Here is a 19,763-nt window from a genome sequence, read left to right as displayed (position 1 = left end):
AGCCTGGTTCCGTCGTGCGGTCGAACTCCCGGCATACTGGGCGCGTGCCCCGGAACCGCAACCGTCCCGTGATCACCGGCGTCGCGGCCGTGGTGGCCGCCGGTCTCCTCGCCGGCGGGTTGTTCCTGACGGCACGGCAGGGCGCGGACGACCCGACCATCGGTGCCGGCTCGGCCTCACGGACGCCGAGCGAAGCGCCGACGGCCGCCGGTGACGGCACCGTCACCATCACCCGCACCGGGCCGGACATGCCCGGCAGCACCGCGCTCGGCCGGTGCGACACCACGACCCAGGCGGCCGTCGCGCAGTACGAGACCGAGGCCCTGGGCCGCGTCACCCTCCAGTGCGGCACCGCTGCCCAGGGCTACGAGCACATCCGGGTGCGGCACACCGCCGACTGGCAGGACGTCGTCACCGGGCACGGCTCGCGCGACTGGGACGACGCCATGCTCACCGCGGTGCAGACGGCGCTCGAGGACCCGCGCCCCGGGTTCCCGCTCGACGCCGGCGACGGCAAGGTCTGCTACGCCGCACCCGTCCGGTTCGACGACGGTTCACGCCCCGACGACGAGCCCTGGGTGAAGGTGATCGTCTCGGCCACCACCGACCGGGTGATCACGGCCTACCCCACGCGCACCGACGACTGCTGACGCGGCACCCGCGGACACCCGTTCTGCGACAGACCACGCGTCGATCACCTGGTGGATCGTCGCGAAGCCGAAGCGACCCCGACCGACGCGCACACCCGAGCGCGGACCCTACGCGTGCACCTCGTACTCGTGCCGCCGGTGCGACACCGGCTCCAACTGGAACGTCGAGTGCTCCACCGGCACGTCGAAGTGCTCCGCCACGCAGCGCTGCAGCTCGTCGAGGATCGCCGGGGCGTGCGCCGTCGAGAAGCAGTGGTCGTCGACGACCACGTGCGCGGTCAGGTTCGGCACCCCGGTCGCCACGAGCGTGGCGTGCAGGTCGTGCACCGCGATGACGTGGTCGAGTTCGAGGATGTGACCACGCACGTCGTCGAGGTCGAGCCCCGGCGGCGTCGACTCGAGCAGCACGTTCGCGGTCTCGCGCAGCAGCCGGATCGCCCGCGGCAGGATGAGCAGGCCGATCAGGATCGCGGCGACGGAGTCCGCCCGCTCCCACCCGGTCAGCATGAGCACGATCGCGGCGATGATGACGGCGACCGAGCCGAGGGTGTCGTTGAGGACCTCGAGCCGGGCGGCGCGCGAGGTGAACCCCTCGCCCGAGGCCCGCAGCAGCACCGCGTAGGCCACCAGGTTGCCGACGAGTCCGACGATGCCGAAGACGAGCAGCGGCCCGGAGTGGATCTCCTCCGGCACGAACAGCCGTTGGACCGCCGAGATGATCACGTAGACCCCGACGGCGAGCAGGATCGCGGCCTGTGCGGTGGCCCCGAGGACCTCGGCCCGCTGGAAGCCCCAGGTGCGCTGCGCGGTCGGGGACCGGCGGGCGAGCCGCGTCGCGACGAGCCCGATGCCGAGTCCGCCGGTGTCGACGACCATGTGCCCGGCATCGACGAGCAGCGCGAGCGAACCCGTGACCACGGCGCCCACGACCTCGGCGAGCAGGATGCCCGCCGAGATGCAGAACGCGATGAGCAGGGCGCGCTCCGAGGCGTGCCCGACGCCGTGCCCGTGGTCGTGTCCCATGTGCGACATCGTAGGGATCCGCACTGACGACATGCCAGGATCGAACCGTGAGCCGGTCGCCCTACGAGCTGTCCACACCGCCGGACGTGCTGGCCCGGCTGCACCCGCGGCTCCGCACGTACTTCGGCGAGATCCGGCCCGGGCACGTCGGCCGCGGCGAGGGCGTCTTCGACGTCGTCGGCACCCCACGTCGGTGGCTCTGGCCGGTGCTCTCGGTGTTCGCCCACGACTCCGTCATGTTCCCGGTCTGGGAGCGGGACGTCCCGTTCACGGTCGAGAACCGGCCGGCTCGCGTCCGTCGTGGACCCGGCACCGGCCTGGAGGCCCGCCCCGCCGTCCGCGCGCACCGCACCTTCCGGTTCCGCTCGGGCGCCCGCACGATGGTGGACGCCATCACCGCCGAACCCGACGGCCTGGTCGACCACCTGGGTCGCCACGGGCGCGTCAGCGCCCGGCTCCGGGCGCAGGTCGACGCTGACGGCCCGGACGCGGGCGCCCTGCGCCTGGTCTCCACGCGCGTGACGTTCCGTGCGCTGGGACGCGATCTGCGCCTCCCGGCCGCCCTGAGCCCGCGTGTGACCCTGATGGAACGATTCGATGACGAAGCCGACCTGCAGCGCGTGTCCCTGGTGCTCACGGCGCCGGTGCTCGGCACGCTGTACCGATACGAGGGGGCGTTCCGGTACGAGATCGCGCCGGACACAGAACGGGGATGAGATGAGCGACCAGAAGGGCCGCGTCGTGATCGCGGGAGCGAGCGGCTTCGTGGGGCGGTACCTGCGGGACGCCTTCACGGAAGAGGGGTACCAGGTCGTCACCATCGGCCGGACCGGCGACGCCGTGTGGGGCAACACCATGCGCATCCGGGAACTCGTCGACGGCGCCGCCATGGTCGTGAACATGGCGGGCAAGAGCGTCAACTGCCGCTACGGCCGACGCAACCGCGCGGAGATCATGCGCTCGCGGGTGGACACCACGCTCGAGCTCGCCGAGGCCATCCGCACGTCCGAGCACCCGACACCGCTGTGGATGAACGCCTCGACCGCGACGATCTACCGGCACGCCGACGACCGACCACAGGACGAAGCGACGGGGGAGATCGGCGAGGGGTTCTCGGTCTCCGTCGCCCGCGCGTGGGAGGACGCCTTCTTCGGCGCCGACCTGCCCGGCACCCGTCGCGTGGCGCTCCGGATGGCGATCGTGTTCGGCGACGGCAGCGCCCTGCTGCCGCTCCTCCGGCTCGCGCAGGCCGGCCTCGGCGGGCCGCAGTACGACGGGCCGTGGGTGCCGACGCGCTCCCGGCTCCGCGCCGGCACGTACCACCACCACCGGCCCACGCACGGTCGGCAGCGCTTCAGCTGGGTACACATCGCCGACGTCCTCGGGTCGATCCGGTTCCTCCGCGACCACCCGGAGATCGAGGGGCCGGTGAACATCTCGAGCCCGAACCCGTCCGACAACCGCACCGTGATGGCGACCCTCCGCGACGCCGTCGGGCGCCGGTTCGGCGTGCCGACCTGGCGGTGGATGCTCGAGCTCGGGTCGTTCGCGATCCGCACCGAGACCGAACTCGTGCTGAAGAGCCGGTGGGTGGTGCCGACCCGGTTGACCCAGGCGGGCTACGAGTTCCGGTACCCGCACCTGCGCGGGGCGCTCGCCGGGATCATCGCGGAGCGTCGCCAGCACCGGGGCTGAGCGCCGGGTCGAGGTCGCGCGGACTGCCGCTCGCGAGCGGTCCGGGCGGCACGTCGTGCGACCTCGGCGACACGGCAGCGGCACGTCGTGCGCCCTCGTCGACGGGGGCCGGTCGTGGCCCGCGGTCGCGCGCCGGTCGCGACGACCACAGCACGGCGGCCACGACGACCGCGCCGGCGAGCACCTCGACCAGGTCGGGCACCTCGCCGAAGGCCACCCACGACGCGAGCACCCCGACCACGGGCACGAGCATCGAGAACGGCGCGACCGTGCTCGACGGGTAGGCCGCCAGCAGCCGTGACCAGATGCCGTAGCCCACCAGGGTGGCGACGACCACGATGTAGAGCAGGCCGAGGTCGGCGGGCAGCGCGGCCGCCGTGAACGCCGAACCGAGTGCGGTGCCGATGCGGTCCGGGCCCTCGACCACGAGCGACAGCACGACCATCGGGACCGGCGGCACGACGGACCACCACAGGGTCAGGTGCAGCGGGTTCGCGGCCCCCGCCCGCCGGGTCGCGACGTTGCCGATCGCCCACCCGAGCGCACCGCACAGCGCGAGCACGACGGGCAGCAGCGCGGCGGTCTGGGAACGGTGCAGGGCGATCGCGGCGAGGGCGGCCACGGCGACGGTGACCCCGACGACCTGCCGGCCGGTCAGCCGCTCGCGCAGGAACACCCCGGCCAGCACCACCGTGAACGGCGCGGAGGCCTGCAGCACGAGCGAGGCCAGCCCCGACGGCATGCCGGACGCCATGCTGAGGTACAGGAACGAGAACTGCAGCACGCCGAGCCCGAGACCGACGAGCAGCAGCCGCCCGAACGGGATCCGCGGCCGCGGCACGAACAGCAGCGTCGGGACCGCCAGGATCGTGAACCGCAGCGCTGCGAGCAGGAACGGTGGGAAGTGCTCGAGCGCGAGCGCCGTCGCGGGGAAGTTCAGTCCCCAGACCACGGCGACGACGACGGCGAGGAGGCGGTCTCGGGTGGTCATGCTCCTCATCGTCCCGGGAGCGACGTTGTAGGTCCATCGAAACCTTCGTGAACCACGATGTAGGGTCCCTGCATGGTCGACTTCGACGTGCAGCTGCTGGCGGTCCTGCGGGAGCTCGCCGAGCGTGGCAGCGTCACAGCCGTCGCGGAGGCCACTCACCGCACACCGAGCGCCGTCTCCCAGCAGCTGCAGACGCTGCAGCGGCAGGTCGGCGTCCCGCTGGTCGAACGCGTCGGGCGCGGAGTCCGGCTGACCCCGCACGGCGAAGTGCTCGCGGGCCTGGCGTCCGGGGTCGCGACCGCCATCGCGCGGGTGGACGCCGCCTGGCAGGAGCACCTCGGCGGCACGACCGGACCGGTGTCGCTGGCGATCTTCCCGTCGGCGGCGGAACTGCTGCTGCCCGGCGTGCTCACCCGGATGCAGGCGCACCCGGGCATCGCGCTGACCCTGGTCGACGTGGACGTCAGCGAGGGGGAGTTCGCACCGCTCGCGGGCGACCACGACGTGGTCGTCGGGCACCGGTCGGACGGCGTCCGCCCGGCGGACCAGGGATCGGTCGACACCGTGCCGCTGCTCCGCGAACCCCTCGACGTGGCCCTGCCGCCCGGGCACGCCCTGGCTGGCCGCGCACGCGTGGGCATCGACGAGGTCGTCGGGGAACGCTGGATCGGCGTGCCGGAGGGCTACCCGATCGACCGGGTGCTGCACGCGATGGCTGCGGCGACGGACACCCCGCCGAGTGTCGCGTTCCGGACGATCCACCTGCCGGTCATCGAGAACCTGGTGGCGGGCGGCCACGGCATCGCACTCGTCCCGCGGTACACGTCGGGCACGCGGGCCGCCGGGCGCTTCCACCTGGCGGAACTCGCCGACGTCCGTGCCGGACGCCGCATCGAGGCACTGGTCCGCCCCGACCGTGCCGTCCGTCCCGTGGTGCGCACCGTCCTGGAGGCGCTGGTCGCCGTCGCCCTGGACGTCACCACCTGAGACGGTGGCGCCCACTGCCGGGCGCACGCCGTGCCTCCAGGCCGCCTGTCAGCGCACCTGGAACGTCAGCGCACCTGGAACGTCAGCGCACCTGGAACGGCGTGCCGAGCGGCAGGCGCTCCGCCAGCGCCGTGATGTCGGCGTTGTGCATGCGGATGCAGCCGTGCGAGGCGGCGGTGCCGATGCTCGACGTGTCCTCCGTGCCGTGCAGCCCGATCTGGCCAGGGCCACCACCGAACGAGTTGAGCACGTCCGAGAACGCCGTCGTGCCGTACGCGTACGGGCCGTAGCCCTCGTTGGTCGGTGCGAGCAGCTCGGTCAGCGCGAACCGGCCGGTCGGCGACGGTGTACCGCCGGTGCCGGTGGCGACGGGGTAGCTGTCGACGACCTTGCCGTCCTTGTACAGGTCGAGCGTCTTCGTCGAGCGGGTGACGACGATCGCGTACGGGTCCTCGGTCAGGGTGACGGCGCTGGTCGGCACCCAACCGGTGCTGCCGTTCGGGCGCTGTGCGAGCTGCACCTCCGCCCAGCCGTCCTGCTGGTCGACGACCCGGAAGACGAGCGGGGCACCGGACGCCTGCGGGTTCTCGAGGGTCTGTGTCGCCGTGCCGCCCGCGCTCGCGCTGACCGGGACGGACGCGCCGGTCACGGCAGCGACCGTGGTGCTGGCCGGGGCGTCGAGCGCGTCGACGGGTGCTGCCGACCGGGTCGGCTCCGGTGTCGTCGTCGGGGTGGGCGTCGGCGCCGCGACGGACCGGGTCGGTGTCGGGGCGGGCGCGGCTGACAGGGGACCGAGCGCGACGAACGCGACGGCCCCCGCACAGACGACCGCCACGGCGGCGGCGATCACAGTCGCACGCCGCCGTGGCTCGGTCGGGAGGATCGGCAAGATCAGCCCGTGAAGTTCGCCGTTCCGGGCACCGGGACGGCGACCGGCGCCGTGCCCGGGTCACCGGCAGCGGCCGGGTCGGCCGTGACGGTGAGCGCGGCCTGCGCGGCCTGCGCCGACGAGGCGCCGACGAGACCGACGCTGTACGCGCCGGCGGTGTTCACGAAGTCGGCGGGCAGGACGATGGTGCCGGAGACGTTGCCGTCGGCGTCGGCGCGGAACGCGACCCCGGGGATGTCGGTGCCCTGGGCGCCGGTGCCGACTCCGGCGCCGACGAGCTCGTTCGGAGCGAAGCCCGAGCCCTGGATGCGGACACCGGTGGTGGTGGCCTCGGTCAGCGTGGCCGTCGGGGTGAGGAGCTCGGCGGCCGCGGTGGGCTGCGGCGTGAAGTACGTCGTGGTGTCGTCGATGCGGAGCGCGGAGATCGAACCGCTGGCGTCGGCGGCGAGCGACTGACCGTTCGCCTCGAGCGGGGCGGCGAGGCTCTTCAGCTCGCTGCTGGGCAGCGCGGTCGGTGCCGGGGTGCCGTCGACGGTCGGTGCCGGGGTGGGCTCGTCGGTCGGAGCGGGCGTCTCGGTCGGCTCGGGCGTCGGCGGGGCCGTGGTGTCGGCGGCGACGTCGATGCCGACGTAGACGACGTACCCGACGACCTGCGCGTCGGCGGCCTCGAGGTCGGCCGTGAGCTCCGTCGTCGACTCGACCTCGCCGGTCGCGGGGTCGATCCAGTTGCTGGTGCCGTCGGAGATGCCGACGCCGTCACCGGTCTCGGGCGCGTCCGTGGCGAAGACCACGGTCTGCGCGCTGGTGTCGCCGCCCTCCTGGACCGCGAGACCGAAGCTCGTCGCGCCGGTGGTCGTCATGCTGATGCCGGCGGCGAGGGCGGGGACGCTGCTCGGGGGGACGGGCTTGTTCAGGCCTCGGACCAGGCCGACGGCCTCGCCCTCGGAGACGGACAGGCCGTCCTCGTCCAGCGTGGCGTGGTCGGTGATCGAACCGCCACCGTCCAGGTCGGTCACGGACGCCCAGTACCACTGGTCGGTCAGCGGGAACGTGCCGGTCGGCGCGGCGGTGAAGTCGTCGGCCGAGTCGGTCCAGGTGACGATGGCCGAAGCAGCGGTGCTCGTCACCAGGGCGGTCGAGACCGTCGGGACGAGGGCGGCGGAGACGCCGAGCACGGTGGCGCCGACGGCGGCCGCGGTGATGCGAGAACGAAGCACGGTGTGGAGATCCATCCGGTCAGTGGACAGGGTGCATCCACTGCGACGCCCCCCGTGCTGAGATGTACTCAGCGATACGAACCTATCGAACCGCTCAGGATTCCGCACCCCCCGGACGCGGATCCGATGACGGACCGACGACCGTCCGGCCGCCGGTCCGTCGTGCTCAGACGTCGAGGTGGTCGACCAGCTCGTCCGCCAGGCCCGTGTAGGTCGCCGGCGTCAGGTTGGTCAGCCGGGCCTTCGCGCCGTCGGAGATGTCCAGACGGTTCACGAACACGATGAGGTCCTGCTGGCTCACCCGCTTGCCCCGCGTGAGCTCCTTGAGCATCGCGTAGGGGTCCTCGATGTTCGACTGCCCGGCGGTGACCTCGGCACGGATGACCGTCTGGATGGCCTCGGCGAGGACCTCCCAGTTGTGGTCGAGGTCGTCGGCGAGCTTGGCCTCGTTCACGGCGATCTCGCCCAGACCGCGGCGCAGGTTGTCGAGCGCGAGCAGCGAGTGCCCGAACGCGACGCCGATGTTCCGCTGGGTGGTGGAGTCGGTCAGGTCCCGCTGCAGTCGGCTCGTCACGAGGGTCTCGGACAGCGTCGAGAAGAGCGCCGACGAGATCTCGAGGTTCGCCTCGGCGTTCTCGAACTTGATCGGGTTGATCTTGTGGGGCATCGTCGACGACCCGGTGGCACCCGCCACGGGGATCTGCGTGAAGTACCCCATCGAGATGTAGGTCCACACGTCGGTGGCCAGGTTGTGCAGGATCCGGTTGGCGTGACGCACCCGGTCGTAGAGCTCGGCCTGCCAGTCGTGCGACTCGATCTGCGTGGTGAGCGGGTTCCACGTCAGGCCGAGGCCCTCGACGAACTCGCGGGACAGCGCGGGCCAGTCGGCCTCGGGGTCGGCGGCGAGGTGTGCCGAGAAGGTGCCGGTCGCGCCGGAGAACTTGCCGAGGTACTCGCCGCCCTCGATCTGGGCGAGCACGCGCTCGAGCCGGTAGACGACGACCGCGAGCTCCTTGCCGAGCGTCGTCGGGGTGGCCGGCTGACCGTGGGTGTGCGAGAGCATCGGCACGCTCTTCAGCTCGACGGCGAGCGTCCGGAGCTTCTCGAGCACGGCACGGAAGCCGGGCAGCCAGACCTGGTCGACGGTGTCCCGCACGGTGAGTGCGTAGGACAGGTTGTTGACGTCCTCGCTCGTGGCGGCGAAGTGGGTGAGCTCGGCGATCGCGTCGAGCCCGAGCTCGGACAGTCGGCGGCGCACGAAGTACTCGACGGCCTTGACGTCGTGACGGGTCGTCGCCTCGATGTCGGCGAGCTCCGCGATCTGGTCCTGGCCGAAGGTCTCGACGATCCGGCGCAGTGCTGCCTTGTCGTCGACGCTGAGCGGCGAGGTGGTGAACATCGCGTGGTCGGTCAGGAAGATGAGCCACTCGACCTCGACCACGATGCGCGCGCGGTTGAGGCCGGCCTCGGAGAGGTGCTCGCCCACCGTGTGCACGATCGGGTAGTAGCGCCCGTCGAGCGGGCTGATCGGCTGCGGGGGAAGGGGGGTCATGGGGCTCCCTGACGGACTGCCGGCTCGAGCTGGTGGAAGAGCGCCCGGCAGGCCCGTTCGACGGTCGAGAGCACTCGGTCGAACTCGTGCCGGTCCGCGTAGTACGGGTCCGGCACGTCGGCCTGCTGGGGCCAGGCGGCGTCGTACCGCAACAGGAGCGTCACCTTGGCGGAGTCGTCCATGGTCGGGGCCCACGAACGCAGGATGCGCTCGTGGGAGCGGTCGAGTGCGACCACCAGGTCGAGGTCCGGGAACCGGTCCGGGTCGAACTGACGGGCGCGATGCCTGCTGCCATCGTATCCGCGCGCCGCCAGCGCTGCGATCGTGCGCTCGTCGGCGGGTTCGCCGACGTGCCAGTCACCGGTGCCGGCCGACTCCACCTGGAACCGGTCGGCGAGGCCGGCGTCCGCGGCGATCTGCGCGAACACGACACCGGCCATGGGGGAGCGGCAGATGTTGCCGCTGCAGACGAACGAGACGCGGAACGGGGCGTCGACGTCCTGGGTCATGAGCACATCATGACGCAGGGCGGGGTCCTCCGCGAGGTCCGCCGGGGTCACGCCCGCTGGCGGTCGAGCACCGGGCGGGCGAAGAGCCCGATCAGCCAGGCGAAGACCGCGAGCACGAAGGCACCGACGATGCCCCAGCCGAAGGAGTCGACCTCGAGCCCGAAGCCGAACGCCTCCGAGATGCCCGCGACGATGAGCAGCAGGATCGCGTTCACGACGAACGAGATGAGCCCGAGCGTGAGGATGTAGAGCGGGAACGCCACGATCCGGATGAGCGTTCCGATCACCGCGTTCACGAGACCGAACACGAACGCCACGAGCAGGAAGGTGAGGACGGTCGCAGTGGTCCCGCCGTCGCCGAACGGCGTCACGGAGACGCCGCTGACGATGAGCGTGGTGAGCCAGAGCGCGAGGGCGTTGACGACGAGGCGGACGAGGAATCGCATGCGCCCATGATGCCCTCGTTCCCCTCGTGGGTGCCGTGGGCCTGCCGGTAGCCTGGACCCGTGAGCGAGCAGCGTGTGCACATCCGGCCCGAGGTGGCCGTCCTCCCCGCGTACAAGCAGGGGCGACAGGCGTCCGACTCCGCCTTCAAGCTGTCGAGCAACGAGAACCCGTTCCCGCCGCTCCCCGGGGTCGTCGAGGCCGTGCAGGCCCAGACCTCGTACAACCGCTACCCCGACGCCACCGCCCTCGCCCTGCGCGCCGTGCTGGCCAACCGCTTCGGGCTGACCGCCGAGCAGGTGCACGTCGCCCCGGGCAGTGTCGCGATCCTGCACGAACTCGCCCGCGCGACCTCGGGCCCCGGCGACGAGATCGTCTACGCGTGGCGCTCGTTCGAGGCGTACCCGGGCGTCGTCACGGTCGCCGGCGCCACCAGCGTGCAGGTGCCGAACCGCGCCGACGGCGGGCACGACCTCGACGCGATGGCCGCGGCCGTCACCGAGCGCACCCGCATGGTGCTCGTCTGCTCGCCGAACAACCCGACGGGGCCGATCGTGACCGCCGCGGAGTTCGACGCGTTCATGGCCGCGGTGCCGCAGCCGGTGCTGGTCGTGCTCGACGAGGCATACGCCGAGTTCGTGACCGACGAGGCCGCCGTGCACGGTCACCCGCTGCTCGCCGCGCACCCCAACCTCGTGGTCCTCCGTACCTTCTCGAAGGCGTACGGGCTCGCCGGGCTCCGGGTGGGCTACGCGCTCGGTCCGGACTACGTGCTCGACGCCGTCCGGGCCTGCGCCATCCCGCTGTCCGTGACCGCCCAGGGCCAGGCGGCGGCGCTCGCCAGCCTGGAACGCGAGGCCGAACTGCTCGGACGCGTGACCGAGATCGCCACCCTGCGCGACCGGATCGTCGTCGAGCTCCGGGCCCAGGGCTGGGACGTCCCGGACGCCCAGGGCAACTTCCTCTGGCTGCCGACGGGCGAGCGGACGGCGACCGCGGCGGCCGCGTTCGAGGATGCCGGCATCATCGTCCGAGCCTTCCCGCCAGAGGGCATCCGCATCTCGATCGGCGAGCACGAAGCTGTGGAAACGCTCCTCCAAACAGCCCGCTCACTTGTGGGGGACCTCCAGGTGGCCGACTAGTGCCTGGCGCTACGCTGGCCCGCATGTCATTCCGCGCCGCGGCTCCCGCGACGACCACCGTCCGGCTCCTCGACCCCGAGGGTCGGTTCGTGGAGACCGACGAGAACGCCGAGTTCGCCGCCGCCGCGCGGGCGATCCCCGACGAGACCCTGCTGGCGATGCACCGCCGCATGGTGCTCACCCGTCGGTTCGACCACGCCGGCCACAACCTCCAGCGCACCGGCCAGCTCGGCCTGTGGGTGCCCAGCCACGGGCAAGAGGCGGCACAGACCGGCTCGGCCTTCGCCCTGCGCGCCCAGGACCACGTGTTCCCGTCCTACCGCGAGCACGCCGTCACGATGCACCGCGGCGTCGAGCCGATGGAGATCATCGCGATGTACCGCGGGCAGACCCACGGCGGGTGGGACCCGGACCAGCGCGGCAACACGCACATCTCCACCCTGGTGATCGGCTCGCAGACCCTGCACGCCACCGGGTACGCGCTCGGCCAGAAGCTCGACGGCGACGTCGGCACGGGCGACCCGGACCGCGACGCCTGCTCGATCGTCTACTTCGGCGACGGCGCCACCAGCCAGGGCGACGTGAACGAGGCCTTCGTGTTCTCCGCGTCGACCAAGGCGCCGGTCGTCTTCTTCCTGCAGAACAACCACTGGGCCATCTCGGTGCCGGTGTCGGTGCAGTCCCCGACGCCGCTCGTCGACCGCCCGCGCGGCTTCGGGATCCCGAGCGTCCTGATCGACGGCAACGACATCCTCGCCTCCTACACGGCCTCGGTCGTCGCGACCGAGCACGCCCGCAGCGGCCAGGGCCCGGCCTTCATCGAGGCCGACACCTACCGCATCGGTGCGCACACCAGCTCCGACGACCCGAGCCGGTACCGCGCCGACGGCGAGCTCGAGGAGTGGGTCCTGCGCGACCCGATCGTCCGGTCCGAGGCGTACCTGCGCTCGAAGGGTGCGACGGACGAGCAGTTCGCCGCGTTCGACGAAGAGGGCGAGGACATCGCCGCCGACGTCCGACGCCGCACCGTCGCCCTGACCGCACCGTCCGTCGACGTCATGTTCGACAACGTGTACCGCGAACCGCACCCGCGGATCACCGAGCAGAAGGCCTGGCTCGCCCAGTACGAGGCCGGCTTCGAAGGGGGCGCCCACGCATGAGCACCACCGAGCAGCTCTTCGACTACACGCTGCGCTCCCACCCGGGCGCCGGCGAGGTCCCGAGCGACCCCACCCCGACCCTGCCGATGGCCAAGGCCCTCAACGCCGGGCTCGCCGCGGCCATGGAAGCGGACGACAAGGTCCTGCTGATGGGCGAGGACATCGGCCAGCTGGGCGGCGTCTTCCGCATCACCGAGGGCCTGCAGGACCGCTTCGGCGCCGAGCGCGTGCGGGACACCCCGCTCGCCGAGGCCGGCATCATCGGCACCGCGATCGGCCTCGCCCTGCGCGGCTACCGCCCGGTCGTCGAGATCCAGTTCGACGGCTTCGTGTGGCCCGGCTTCGACCAGATCACCTCGCAGCTCGCGAAGATGGCGAACCGCCTGCCGGCACACATGTCGCTGCCCGTCGTCATCCGCATCCCCTACGGCGGCCACATCGGCGCCGTGGAGCACCACCAGGAGTCCCCCGAGGCGTACTTCGCGCACACCCCGGGCCTGCGGGTCGTCAGCCCGAGCACCCCGAACGACGCCTACTGGATGATCCAGGAGGCCATCGCGTCGAAGGACCCGGTGATCTTCCTCGAGCCGAAGTCCCGCTACTGGCCCAAGGGCCAGGTGGACCTGGTCGACGGCCACGTCCCGATGCACACCACCCGCGTCGCCCGCACCGGCACCGAGGTCACCCTGGTCGGGCACGGCGCCATGGTCGCCACCCTGATGCAGGCGGCGGACATCGCCGAGGCCGAGGGCACCAGCTGCGAGGTCATCGACCTCCGCTCGATCTCGCCGATCGACTGGGAGCCGCTGCTCGCCTCCGTCCGCAAGACCGGTCGCCTGGTCATCGCACAAGAGGCCTCGGGCTTCGTCAGCGTCGGCAGCGAGATCGCCGCGACCGTCGCCGAGCGGGCGTTCTACACGATGCAGGCACCGCCGCTGCGGGTCTCCGGCTTCGACGTGCCGTTCCCGGTCTCGAAGCTCGAGCACCTGCACCTGCCGGATGCCGACCGCATCCTCGAGGCCGTCGACCGCGCCCTCGCCTACTGACCCGTCCGACCGAGCACGACCAGATCCGCGAAGGAGCCGTAGTGGCCGCCGCCGAATTCCCCCTGCCCGACGTGGGTGAAGGTCTCACCGAGGCCGAGATCGTGCAGTGGCGCGTCGCGATCGGGGACGAGATCGCCGTCGACCAGGTGCTCGTCGAGATCGAGACCGCGAAGTCGCTCGTCGAGCTGCCGTCGCCGTTCGCCGGCACCGTCACGGGCCTGCTCGTGTCCGAGGGTGACACGGTCGAGGTCGGCAAGCCGATCATCCGTGTCGACTCGGACGCGTCGGTCGCCTCCGGTGCGGCCCTCACGCCGCCTGCGGAACAGCCTGGAGGCGCGGCGCCCGTCGCCCAGACCGCCCCGGTCTCGCCCATGGTCGCGTCCACCCCGCCGGCCCTTGCCGCCCCGTCGGCCCCGGTCGCGCAGACCCCGCCCGCTCCGGCGCGCGCTGCTGCCCCCGCTCCGGTCGCAGCGGCGCCGACCCCCGCTGCTGCGCCTGCACCGGCGGCGCCGGTGCAGCCGGTCGCCGTCGACGCGACCGTCCAGGGCACCGACGAGTCCTCCGGTGCCGTCCTCGTCGGCTACGGCTCGGCGACCTCGTCGCCCTCCCGTCGCAAGCCGGGCGCCCGCCGGGCCGCAGCGCTCGCGGCCGAGGCGAGCCGCGCCTCCAGTGTGGACACCGCCGCGGCGGCCGAAGCCTCCGTCGACCCGGGCGAGGAGAGCACCGCCGAGGCGATCAGCGCCCTCGGGACGGGCTCCGCGCACAAGCAGAGCACTGCGACCAACGTGCTGGCGAAGCCGCCGATCCGGAAGCTCGCGAAGGACCTCGCCGTCGAACTGACCGAGATCGTCGCGACCGGTCTGGCCGGCGAGGTCACCCGTGACGACGTCATCCGGCACGCGAAGCAGGCCAGCGTCTTCCGGAACATCGAGACGCCCGAGTGGGGTGAGGTCCGCAGCGAGACGATCCCGGTCAAGGGCGTCCGCAAGGCCATCGCCACCGCGATGACCACGTCCGCGTTCACGGCACCGCACGTGTCGCTGTTCGTCGACGTCGACGCGACCCACACGATGGAGTTCGTCAAGCGCCTCAAGGCCTCGCCGACGTTCGCCGGCGTCAAGGTCTCGCCGCTGCTCATCGTCGCGAAGGCCGTCATCTGGGCCGTCCGCCGGAACCGCTCGGTGAACTCGACCTGGACCGACCGAGAGATCATCGTCCACCACTTCGTGAACCTCGGCATCGCCGCGGCGACCCCGCGGGGGCTCATCGTGCCGAACATCAAGGACGCGCAGGACATGTCGCTGCTCGAGCTGGCGCAGGCGCTCGAAGAGCTCACCCTGACCGCCCGCGACGGCAAGACCACGCCGAAGCAGATGGCGAACGGCACGGTGTCGATCACGAACATCGGTGTGTTCGGCATGGACACCGGGACCCCGATCCTCAACCCCGGCGAGGTCGCGATCGTCGCCATGGGCACGATCAAGCCGAAGCCGTGGGTCGTCGACGGCGAGGTCCGTTCGCGCATGGTGACGACCATCGGTGCCTCGTTCGACCACCGGGTCGTCGACGGTGACGTGGCGTCCCGCTTCGTGCACGACGTCGCCTCGGTGCTCGAGGAGCCCGCGCTCCTGCTCGACTAGTGCCGGTCGTTCCGCTTCGTGAGCAGAAGTGGTCGGGTTGCTTCGAGCCACTCGACCATTCCTGCTCACCATCTGCGGGCTTCCGCAAACGTCGCGTGGTGTTCACACGGATGTCGGGGGTCGGCGGCATGATCGGTGCATGGTCCACCAGCTCCTGACCCCCTCGCAGGAGATCCGAACGGATCGCCTCCTGCTCACCCCGCTGACCCCGGCAGACATCGACGACGTGCACACGCTCTTCTCGGACGCCCGCACGTGGCAGCACCTGCCCACGGGTCGGCACGTGGCGCGGAGTTCGAGCGTGGACATGGTGCAGCGCAAGATCGGCGGCCGTGCACGCCACGGCCTCGGGTCCTGGGCGGTCCGCAGCGCCTCCGACCACGCCTTCGTCGGTGTGGGCGGGGTCGACATGACCGCCGGTGGGGTCTGGAACCTCGGCTACCGCCTGGCGCCCGCGGCATGGGGGCAGGGCTTCGCGTCCGAGATCGCCCTCGCTGCCGTGCGTGCCGCCGCCGACACCGCTCCGGACGTCCCGGTGACCGGCCGGGTGCTCACGAACAACCCTGCTTCTGCAGCCGTGCTGCGTCGTGCCGGGCTGTCGCTGGTGTGGCAGGGGGCTCCCGCCGCGCAGAACCGTGCGGCCGCCGGCGTCGAGGGGCAGGTCTGGACCGATCGGCTGCTCTCCGACGAGCAGTTCGCCTGGCTCGTCGCCAACGCCTGACCCGTCAGCGAGCGGGTCCGCCGAGCGTGATGCTCCGTGCGGCGCGCGCTTCGACCGATGACGAGTGTGTCGCGATCAGGACGGCCGCTCCGTCGGCCGCCAGCTCGTCCAGCAGGTCGAGCACCATCGCGGCGTTGCCGTCGTCAAGGGCACTCGTCGGCTCGTCGGCGAGGATGACCGACGGACGCTTCACCAGGAGCCGCGCCATCGCGACCCGTTGCTGCTCGCCGCCGCTGAGTTCGTGGATGCGGTCCGTTCCGCGTCCGGCCAGACCGACACGGCCCAGGGCCTCACCCGTCCGGATGCCTCGGTGTCTGCGCCGTCCGTCCGGCAGGCGAACCACGTCGACGTTCGACTGGACCGTCATGTCGGGTACCAACCCGAAGTCCTGGAACAGGTACCCGAGGTGGCGCCGCCGGATCAGTCGTGCCCGCCGCTCGTTCGAGCTCGCCGACTCTCCGTTGATCCGGATCGTGCCGCCGTCGAGCGCATCGACGTGCCCGACACAGTCGAGCAGCGTCGACTTCCCGCAGCCGCTCGGCCCGACCAAGCCGACGATCTCTCCGCCCGTCACCTCGAACGACAGGTCGTGCCACAGCGCGCGGCCTCCGCGACGCTTCGATGCGTTCCGTACCTCGATCATCGTGATCCGTTCCCTCGGTTGCGTGCAGTGCTCCGTGCCGTGACGGCCATGACGACGAGGCTCGTGGCGCTCACCGCCGCGAGCGCCACGAGTGCGATCGCCCCGGCGACTCCGGCCGACTGCGCGACCGGGTCGAGCGCCGATCTGAGACCGCTCCCGTCCGGGCGTTGCGACCACCAGGTGTTGACGACGGCGATGACGGAGATCGAGACCAGACCGGCTTCGATCGTCAGCAGGCCAGCATCGGTGCGGACGGGCGAGACGCCACTGGTGAACTTCGCGAACAGCGCACGGCCGTGACGGCGTCGGTGCGCGATCGTGGCGACCATCCCGAGCATGACGCTGACAGCGAGGGTGCTGACCAGGGTGCCCGTCCCGATCGCCACGGTCGTCGCTGCGTGCCGTGCCTGTTCCGCCGCAGACTGACCCACCGCGACGACCGCGCTGAACTCGGCGCGGAGGCCCGACGCGCCGATCGACCGCTCAGCGGCAGCACGGGACGTGAAGACGACGTCTCCGGTCGACAACCACGATCCGAGTTCATCGGCCGAGAAGACGTCGACCGGCGTGGGGACGACCACGATCACGGCATCGTCGAGCCACGCGCGCGACGACGCGTCGTCCGGGTACGAGTAGACCTGCTGGCGGGCCAGCGTGCCGCCGGTGACGTGCTCGAGGAGGGCGTCGGGTGCATCCCGCAACTGCCAGTCGGTCAGACCCTCGACGAGCCGCTCGCGGGAGAGGTCACTGTCGGCAGGCATCCACACGGCGATCTCCGCGCCGTCGGTAGTGATGCGTGCCCCGTCCTCGGAACGGACGTCCTGCAGGGCTAGGTAGCCCTGGTCGACGACGAGCGCAGGAACCGTCGACTTCCCTCGGCCACTCGGCACCTCGACCGCAGCGGCGAGGAACGCATCACGCCGCTCGAGTGCCCCGCCGGCGAAGTCACCGATGCGGTCCCAGTAGGCCTGCTCCTCGACCGGGCGGGGATCAGGGGTGACCCAGAGCTGGACGGTTTCGCCGGCCGCCCGAAGATCCCGTTCTGCCGTTCCCTGTCGCGCGGTGGTCACCGCCCCGGTCAGTTCGAAGACGGCCGCGACGAGCAACAGCAGCGCGGGCACCCGTGCGATCTGTGCGACGAGCAGGAGCGCGCCCGCTGGTCGAGCGCCCCGAAGTGCGCCAGCCAACGGCTGTCGACACGCGACCACCGAGCCGATCGTGTGCGCGACGACGACCGGAACGAGCAGCCCCACGCAGAACACCGAGATCGCGGCGGCGAGGGTCGCCGCCGAAGCGAGCCCGTTGTAGAACCAGAGCCCGATGCCGGCGACGGGTGCTCCGATGGCGATGACGAGCACGGCGGTCCGGAGCTCAACCAGCTCCTGGATGACGATGGCGGCTGTGGTGTCTCCGTGCAGTCGGCGGACTGCGCTGCGGCGAGGGGCCCCGACGGTCGTCATCAGGCAGAGCGCCACGCATCCCGAGACGAGTGCTCCGACCAGGGCCAAGGTCTGATCCAAGCCGTCGGTGACGCCGATGCGTTGCAGGAGCGGCACGCGCTCCACGCTGACCTCGTACCCGGCGTCTGTCAGTGCGCTCACGACGGCTCGCCGAGCGTCGTCGTCCCCGAAGACCGAGTACGAGCCGGTCGGGTCGAACTGGTCGAGTTCCGACATCGGACGGACGGTGGTGGCCATCGACCTCGTGAAGTCCTCGTACCCGTCGAGGAGCCAGCCGGCACCGCGGCTCGAGGGCGCGTCGGTGACGAGCGCCACGCGCCGCGTCGTCGGAGCTTCGCGGTCCGCCACCACCCGTGCGATCGTCGTGTGCTCGGCCTCGGCGACCTGCTCGAGTGCGGTCGCGACCCGCTGGTTCGATCCGGTCTCAGCACCGGCGGCAGCGGTCACCACGGACGAGGCGCCCACGATGCCGGCTTCACTGACCTGCACCAGGCCGATGAAGCCCAGGACGGCAGCCAGGAGGGGCGGGACGAGGTAGGCGAGCGTCACCGATCGGATGTTCATGGTCCCCCTTGCGGCGAGCGTGAGCCGGAGCGGACGGTCTCTCGGACCGCCCGCTCCCGGTCTCAGCAGTTGTGGTAGTACGCCTTGTTGCCGCTGCGCGCCTTCGGTGTCATCGCCATCGCGTACCGGCCGCCTGGCACGTTCGTGACGCGCTTCGACTTCTTGCCGACCGCGGTCGCGCCGTGGCACCGCTTCTCGCGGAAGTAGTTCGACCAGGTGTCGTCCTTGCCGACGCCCCACTGCCAGAAGCTCCCGCCCCCGCCGTCGTTGTCGGTACCGATGCCGCTGGTCTCACCGCTCGCACTTGCGCCGGACGCAGCGACGGCCACTCCGCCGGCTTCCTACCCTGATCCCATGACCTCGAACTGCGCAGCTGATGCCGCCGTCGCAGTGCCCGTGATCAGGCCGACGGTGAGACCGAGGCCGACGAGCATCTTCGTTCTGGACTTGTGCATGACTGTTTCCTCCCATGTGCCCCCCCGATGAGGCTCGACCGATCGTGGCAGCGGTGCAGTACTGATGTCAAGAATCTGAAATGCATGTTCCACAGAGACCGAGATGCCCGACGTTGGTCTTCCCGGCCTGACTCGCTACTGTGATGGGCACTGGTCATGTCCGCGCATGACCACCGCCCAGGACCAGCAACGGAGCACGAGGGACGCATGACGAGCCGCATCACCGAGGGTGCCGAACCGAAGCACCAGCAGCTGCGGCGCATCCTGCTCGACCTCGTCACCACGCGACTGGCTCCCGGTGCTGCGATCCCGTCCGAACGGCAGCTCATCGCCGAGTACGGCGTCTCGCGGATCACCGTGCGGGAAGCCCTCGGGCAGCTGGTCAACGAGGGGTACCTGGAGCGCGTCCGCGGCAAGGGCACCTTCGTCGCGCACCGGCCCGTGCAGTCGACGCTGCACCTCGCCTCGTTCACCGAGGAGATGCGGGCGATGGGGCACGAGCCGACCACCGTGGTGCTCGTGCGCGAAGAGCGGGTACCGCCGGCCGACACCGCCGCAGCCCTGCGGATCGACCCGGACGTGCCGGCCTTCCACGTGAAGCGCCTGCGGATGGCCGACGGCGCCCCGGTGTCGATCGACGACGCCTGGCTCGTAGCCGACGCGTTCCCGGGCCTGCTCGACCACGACCTGTCGGGGTCGGTGTACTCGATCATCGCCACGGAGTACGGCACCCCGATCGACCGCGCGCAGCAGACCGTCGCGGCGAACCCGGCGGCCGACGACGTCGCGACCCTGCTCGGGACGAAGACTGGAGCACCGGTCCTCGAGTTCGACCGGGTGTCGTACGCGGGGGAACGACCCGTGGAGCACACCCGCAGCTGGTACCGATCGGACCGCTACCGCGTGCAGATGGAGGTCACCGCGACCCCCGCGGTCGCGTAGTCCGCCCGACAACACGAAAGCGACTGTGCGCTG

20 protein-coding genes are annotated in these 19,763 nt (G+C 71.5%); 10 read left to right on the top strand and 10 right to left on the bottom strand.

Annotation, left to right across the window (positions count from 1 at the left end; all coding sequences use genetic code 11):
* The first annotated feature begins 44 nt into the window (after positions 1-44).
* Positions 45-650: a hypothetical protein gene (locus tag DEJ01_RS01495; RefSeq protein ID WP_111092020.1), complete on the top strand. Its 606-nt coding sequence runs from the start codon at positions 45-47 to the stop codon at positions 648-650.
* Positions 651-758: 108 nt separating this feature from the next.
* Here DEJ01_RS01495 and DEJ01_RS01490 read toward each other — a convergent pair whose 3' ends face one another.
* The gene (locus DEJ01_RS01490) at positions 759-1,673 is read right to left on the bottom strand and encodes a cation diffusion facilitator family transporter (protein WP_111046242.1); all 915 of its coding nucleotides are present in this window, start codon (positions 1,671-1,673) and stop codon (positions 759-761) included.
* Between the two features lie 47 nt (positions 1,674-1,720).
* On the opposite strand from DEJ01_RS01490, the gene DEJ01_RS01485 reads away from it, so the two are divergent.
* Both DEJ01_RS01485 and DEJ01_RS01480 read left to right on the top strand, forming a co-directional pair.
* Complete coding sequence (locus DEJ01_RS01485; protein ID WP_111092019.1) at positions 1,721-2,389, top strand: DUF4166 domain-containing protein; 669 nt, start codon at positions 1,721-1,723, stop codon at positions 2,387-2,389.
* A 1-nt stretch (position 2,390) separates the two neighbouring features.
* Entirely contained in the window at positions 2,391-3,368 is a 978-nt protein-coding gene (locus tag DEJ01_RS01480) for an epimerase (protein ID WP_111092018.1), read from the top strand.
* Here the strand turns inward: DEJ01_RS01480 and DEJ01_RS01475 are convergent.
* Positions 3,337-4,359, bottom strand: coding sequence for an EamA family transporter (locus tag DEJ01_RS01475; protein ID WP_258375616.1), 1,023 nt, complete (start codon positions 4,357-4,359; stop codon positions 3,337-3,339). The genes DEJ01_RS01480 and DEJ01_RS01475 overlap by 32 nt on opposite strands.
* A gap of 72 nt (positions 4,360-4,431) precedes the next feature.
* On the opposite strand from DEJ01_RS01475, the gene DEJ01_RS01470 reads away from it, so the two are divergent.
* Positions 4,432-5,346, top strand: a complete 915-nt coding sequence (locus DEJ01_RS01470) for a LysR family transcriptional regulator (protein WP_111092017.1) — start codon at positions 4,432-4,434, stop codon at positions 5,344-5,346.
* A gap of 82 nt (positions 5,347-5,428) precedes the next feature.
* Here DEJ01_RS01470 and DEJ01_RS01465 read toward each other — a convergent pair whose 3' ends face one another.
* From DEJ01_RS01465 to DEJ01_RS01445, 5 genes are all read right to left on the bottom strand, one after another.
* The gene (locus DEJ01_RS01465) at positions 5,429-6,235 is read right to left on the bottom strand and encodes a L,D-transpeptidase family protein (RefSeq protein WP_258373867.1); all 807 of its coding nucleotides are present in this window, start codon (positions 6,233-6,235) and stop codon (positions 5,429-5,431) included.
* 2 nt (positions 6,236-6,237) lie between these two features.
* Positions 6,238-7,452, bottom strand: coding sequence for a hypothetical protein (locus tag DEJ01_RS01460; protein ID WP_181438329.1), 1,215 nt, complete (start codon positions 7,450-7,452; stop codon positions 6,238-6,240).
* Between the two features lie 166 nt (positions 7,453-7,618).
* Positions 7,619-9,004 (bottom strand): adenylosuccinate lyase, encoded by a 1,386-nt coding sequence (gene purB, locus DEJ01_RS01455; protein ID WP_111053913.1) that lies wholly within the window; start codon positions 9,002-9,004, stop codon positions 7,619-7,621.
* On the bottom strand, positions 9,001-9,513 hold the full coding sequence (locus DEJ01_RS01450) for a low molecular weight protein-tyrosine-phosphatase (RefSeq protein ID WP_017886476.1): 513 nt from the start codon (positions 9,511-9,513) through the stop codon (positions 9,001-9,003). The genes purB and DEJ01_RS01450 overlap by 4 nt, the downstream gene beginning before the upstream one ends.
* A gap of 47 nt (positions 9,514-9,560) precedes the next feature.
* Complete coding sequence (locus DEJ01_RS01445) at positions 9,561-9,959, bottom strand: phage holin family protein (RefSeq protein ID WP_111092015.1); 399 nt, start codon at positions 9,957-9,959, stop codon at positions 9,561-9,563.
* 60 nt (positions 9,960-10,019) lie between these two features.
* Here DEJ01_RS01445 and DEJ01_RS01440 point away from each other — a divergent pair, with 60 nt between their 5' ends.
* The 5 genes from DEJ01_RS01440 (at position 10,020) to DEJ01_RS01420 (ending at position 15,666) form a co-directional block, all read left to right on the top strand.
* Positions 10,020-11,099: a histidinol-phosphate transaminase gene (locus DEJ01_RS01440; RefSeq protein ID WP_111092014.1), complete on the top strand. Its 1,080-nt coding sequence runs from the start codon at positions 10,020-10,022 to the stop codon at positions 11,097-11,099.
* A gap of 23 nt (positions 11,100-11,122) precedes the next feature.
* Positions 11,123-12,259 (top strand): thiamine pyrophosphate-dependent dehydrogenase E1 component subunit alpha, encoded by a 1,137-nt coding sequence (locus DEJ01_RS01435; protein ID WP_071404900.1) that lies wholly within the window; start codon positions 11,123-11,125, stop codon positions 12,257-12,259.
* 86 nt (positions 12,260-12,345) lie between these two features.
* Positions 12,346-13,305: an alpha-ketoacid dehydrogenase subunit beta gene (locus DEJ01_RS01430; RefSeq protein ID WP_071404980.1), complete on the top strand. Its 960-nt coding sequence runs from the start codon at positions 12,346-12,348 to the stop codon at positions 13,303-13,305.
* A 41-nt stretch (positions 13,306-13,346) separates the two neighbouring features.
* Positions 13,347-14,945 (top strand): dihydrolipoamide acetyltransferase family protein, encoded by a 1,599-nt coding sequence (locus DEJ01_RS01425; protein ID WP_111092013.1) that lies wholly within the window; start codon positions 13,347-13,349, stop codon positions 14,943-14,945.
* A 139-nt stretch (positions 14,946-15,084) separates the two neighbouring features.
* A complete protein-coding gene (locus tag DEJ01_RS01420) occupies positions 15,085-15,666 on the top strand; it encodes a GNAT family N-acetyltransferase (RefSeq protein ID WP_111053910.1) in 582 nt (193 codons plus the stop codon).
* 4 nt (positions 15,667-15,670) lie between these two features.
* Here the strand turns inward: DEJ01_RS01420 and DEJ01_RS01415 are convergent, their stop codons facing one another.
* From DEJ01_RS01415 to DEJ01_RS01405, 3 genes are all read right to left on the bottom strand, one after another.
* A complete protein-coding gene (locus DEJ01_RS01415) occupies positions 15,671-16,309 on the bottom strand; it encodes an ABC transporter ATP-binding protein (protein ID WP_111092012.1) in 639 nt (212 codons plus the stop codon).
* Positions 16,306-18,333 (bottom strand): hypothetical protein, encoded by a 2,028-nt coding sequence (locus DEJ01_RS01410; protein ID WP_111092011.1) that lies wholly within the window; start codon positions 18,331-18,333, stop codon positions 16,306-16,308. The genes DEJ01_RS01415 and DEJ01_RS01410 overlap by 4 nt, the downstream gene beginning before the upstream one ends.
* A gap of 62 nt (positions 18,334-18,395) precedes the next feature.
* Positions 18,396-18,662, bottom strand: a complete 267-nt coding sequence (locus DEJ01_RS01405; protein WP_111092010.1) for a lactococcin 972 family bacteriocin — start codon at positions 18,660-18,662, stop codon at positions 18,396-18,398.
* A 333-nt stretch (positions 18,663-18,995) separates the two neighbouring features.
* On the opposite strand from DEJ01_RS01405, the gene DEJ01_RS01400 reads away from it, so the two are divergent.
* Complete coding sequence (locus tag DEJ01_RS01400) at positions 18,996-19,730, top strand: GntR family transcriptional regulator (RefSeq protein WP_017886466.1); 735 nt, start codon at positions 18,996-18,998, stop codon at positions 19,728-19,730.
* Positions 19,731-19,763 lie beyond the last annotated feature (33 nt).

The sequence above is a fragment of the Curtobacterium sp. MCLR17_040 genome (assembly GCF_003234735.1).
GTDB lineage: Bacteria > Actinomycetota > Actinomycetes > Actinomycetales > Microbacteriaceae > Curtobacterium > Curtobacterium flaccumfaciens.
The sequence above is the reverse complement of the archived record's forward strand: the minus strand, read 5'-3'. Positions and strand labels throughout refer to the sequence as shown.

Bases quoted from the DNA above. Each gene is read 5' to 3' on its own strand.
- DEJ01_RS01470 (WP_111092017.1), top strand. From the start codon at position 4,432: ATGGTCGACTTCGACGTGCAGCTGCTGGCGGTCCTGCGGGAGCTCGCC.
- DEJ01_RS01400 (WP_017886466.1), top strand. From the start codon at position 18,996: ATGACGAGCCGCATCACCGAGGGTGCCGAACCGAAGCACCAGCAGCTG.
- DEJ01_RS01415 (WP_111092012.1), bottom strand. From the start codon at position 16,309: ATGATCGAGGTACGGAACGCATCGAAGCGTCGCGGAGGCCGCGCGCTG.
- DEJ01_RS01475 (WP_258375616.1), bottom strand. From the start codon at position 4,359: ATGACCACCCGAGACCGCCTCCTCGCCGTCGTCGTCGCCGTGGTCTGG.
- DEJ01_RS01435 (WP_071404900.1), top strand. From the start codon at position 11,123: ATGTCATTCCGCGCCGCGGCTCCCGCGACGACCACCGTCCGGCTCCTC.
- DEJ01_RS01445 (WP_111092015.1), bottom strand. From the start codon at position 9,959: ATGCGATTCCTCGTCCGCCTCGTCGTCAACGCCCTCGCGCTCTGGCTC.
- DEJ01_RS01450 (WP_017886476.1), bottom strand. From the start codon at position 9,513: ATGACCCAGGACGTCGACGCCCCGTTCCGCGTCTCGTTCGTCTGCAGC.
- purB (WP_111053913.1), bottom strand. From the start codon at position 9,004: ATGACCCCCCTTCCCCCGCAGCCGATCAGCCCGCTCGACGGGCGCTAC.
- DEJ01_RS01480 (WP_111092018.1), top strand. From the start codon at position 2,391: ATGAGCGACCAGAAGGGCCGCGTCGTGATCGCGGGAGCGAGCGGCTTC.
- DEJ01_RS01420 (WP_111053910.1), top strand. From the start codon at position 15,085: ATGGTCCACCAGCTCCTGACCCCCTCGCAGGAGATCCGAACGGATCGC.
- DEJ01_RS01490 (WP_111046242.1), bottom strand. From the start codon at position 1,673: ATGGGACACGACCACGGGCACGGCGTCGGGCACGCCTCGGAGCGCGCC.
- DEJ01_RS01430 (WP_071404980.1), top strand. From the start codon at position 12,346: ATGGCCAAGGCCCTCAACGCCGGGCTCGCCGCGGCCATGGAAGCGGAC.
- DEJ01_RS01410 (WP_111092011.1), bottom strand. From the start codon at position 18,333: ATGAACATCCGATCGGTGACGCTCGCCTACCTCGTCCCGCCCCTCCTG.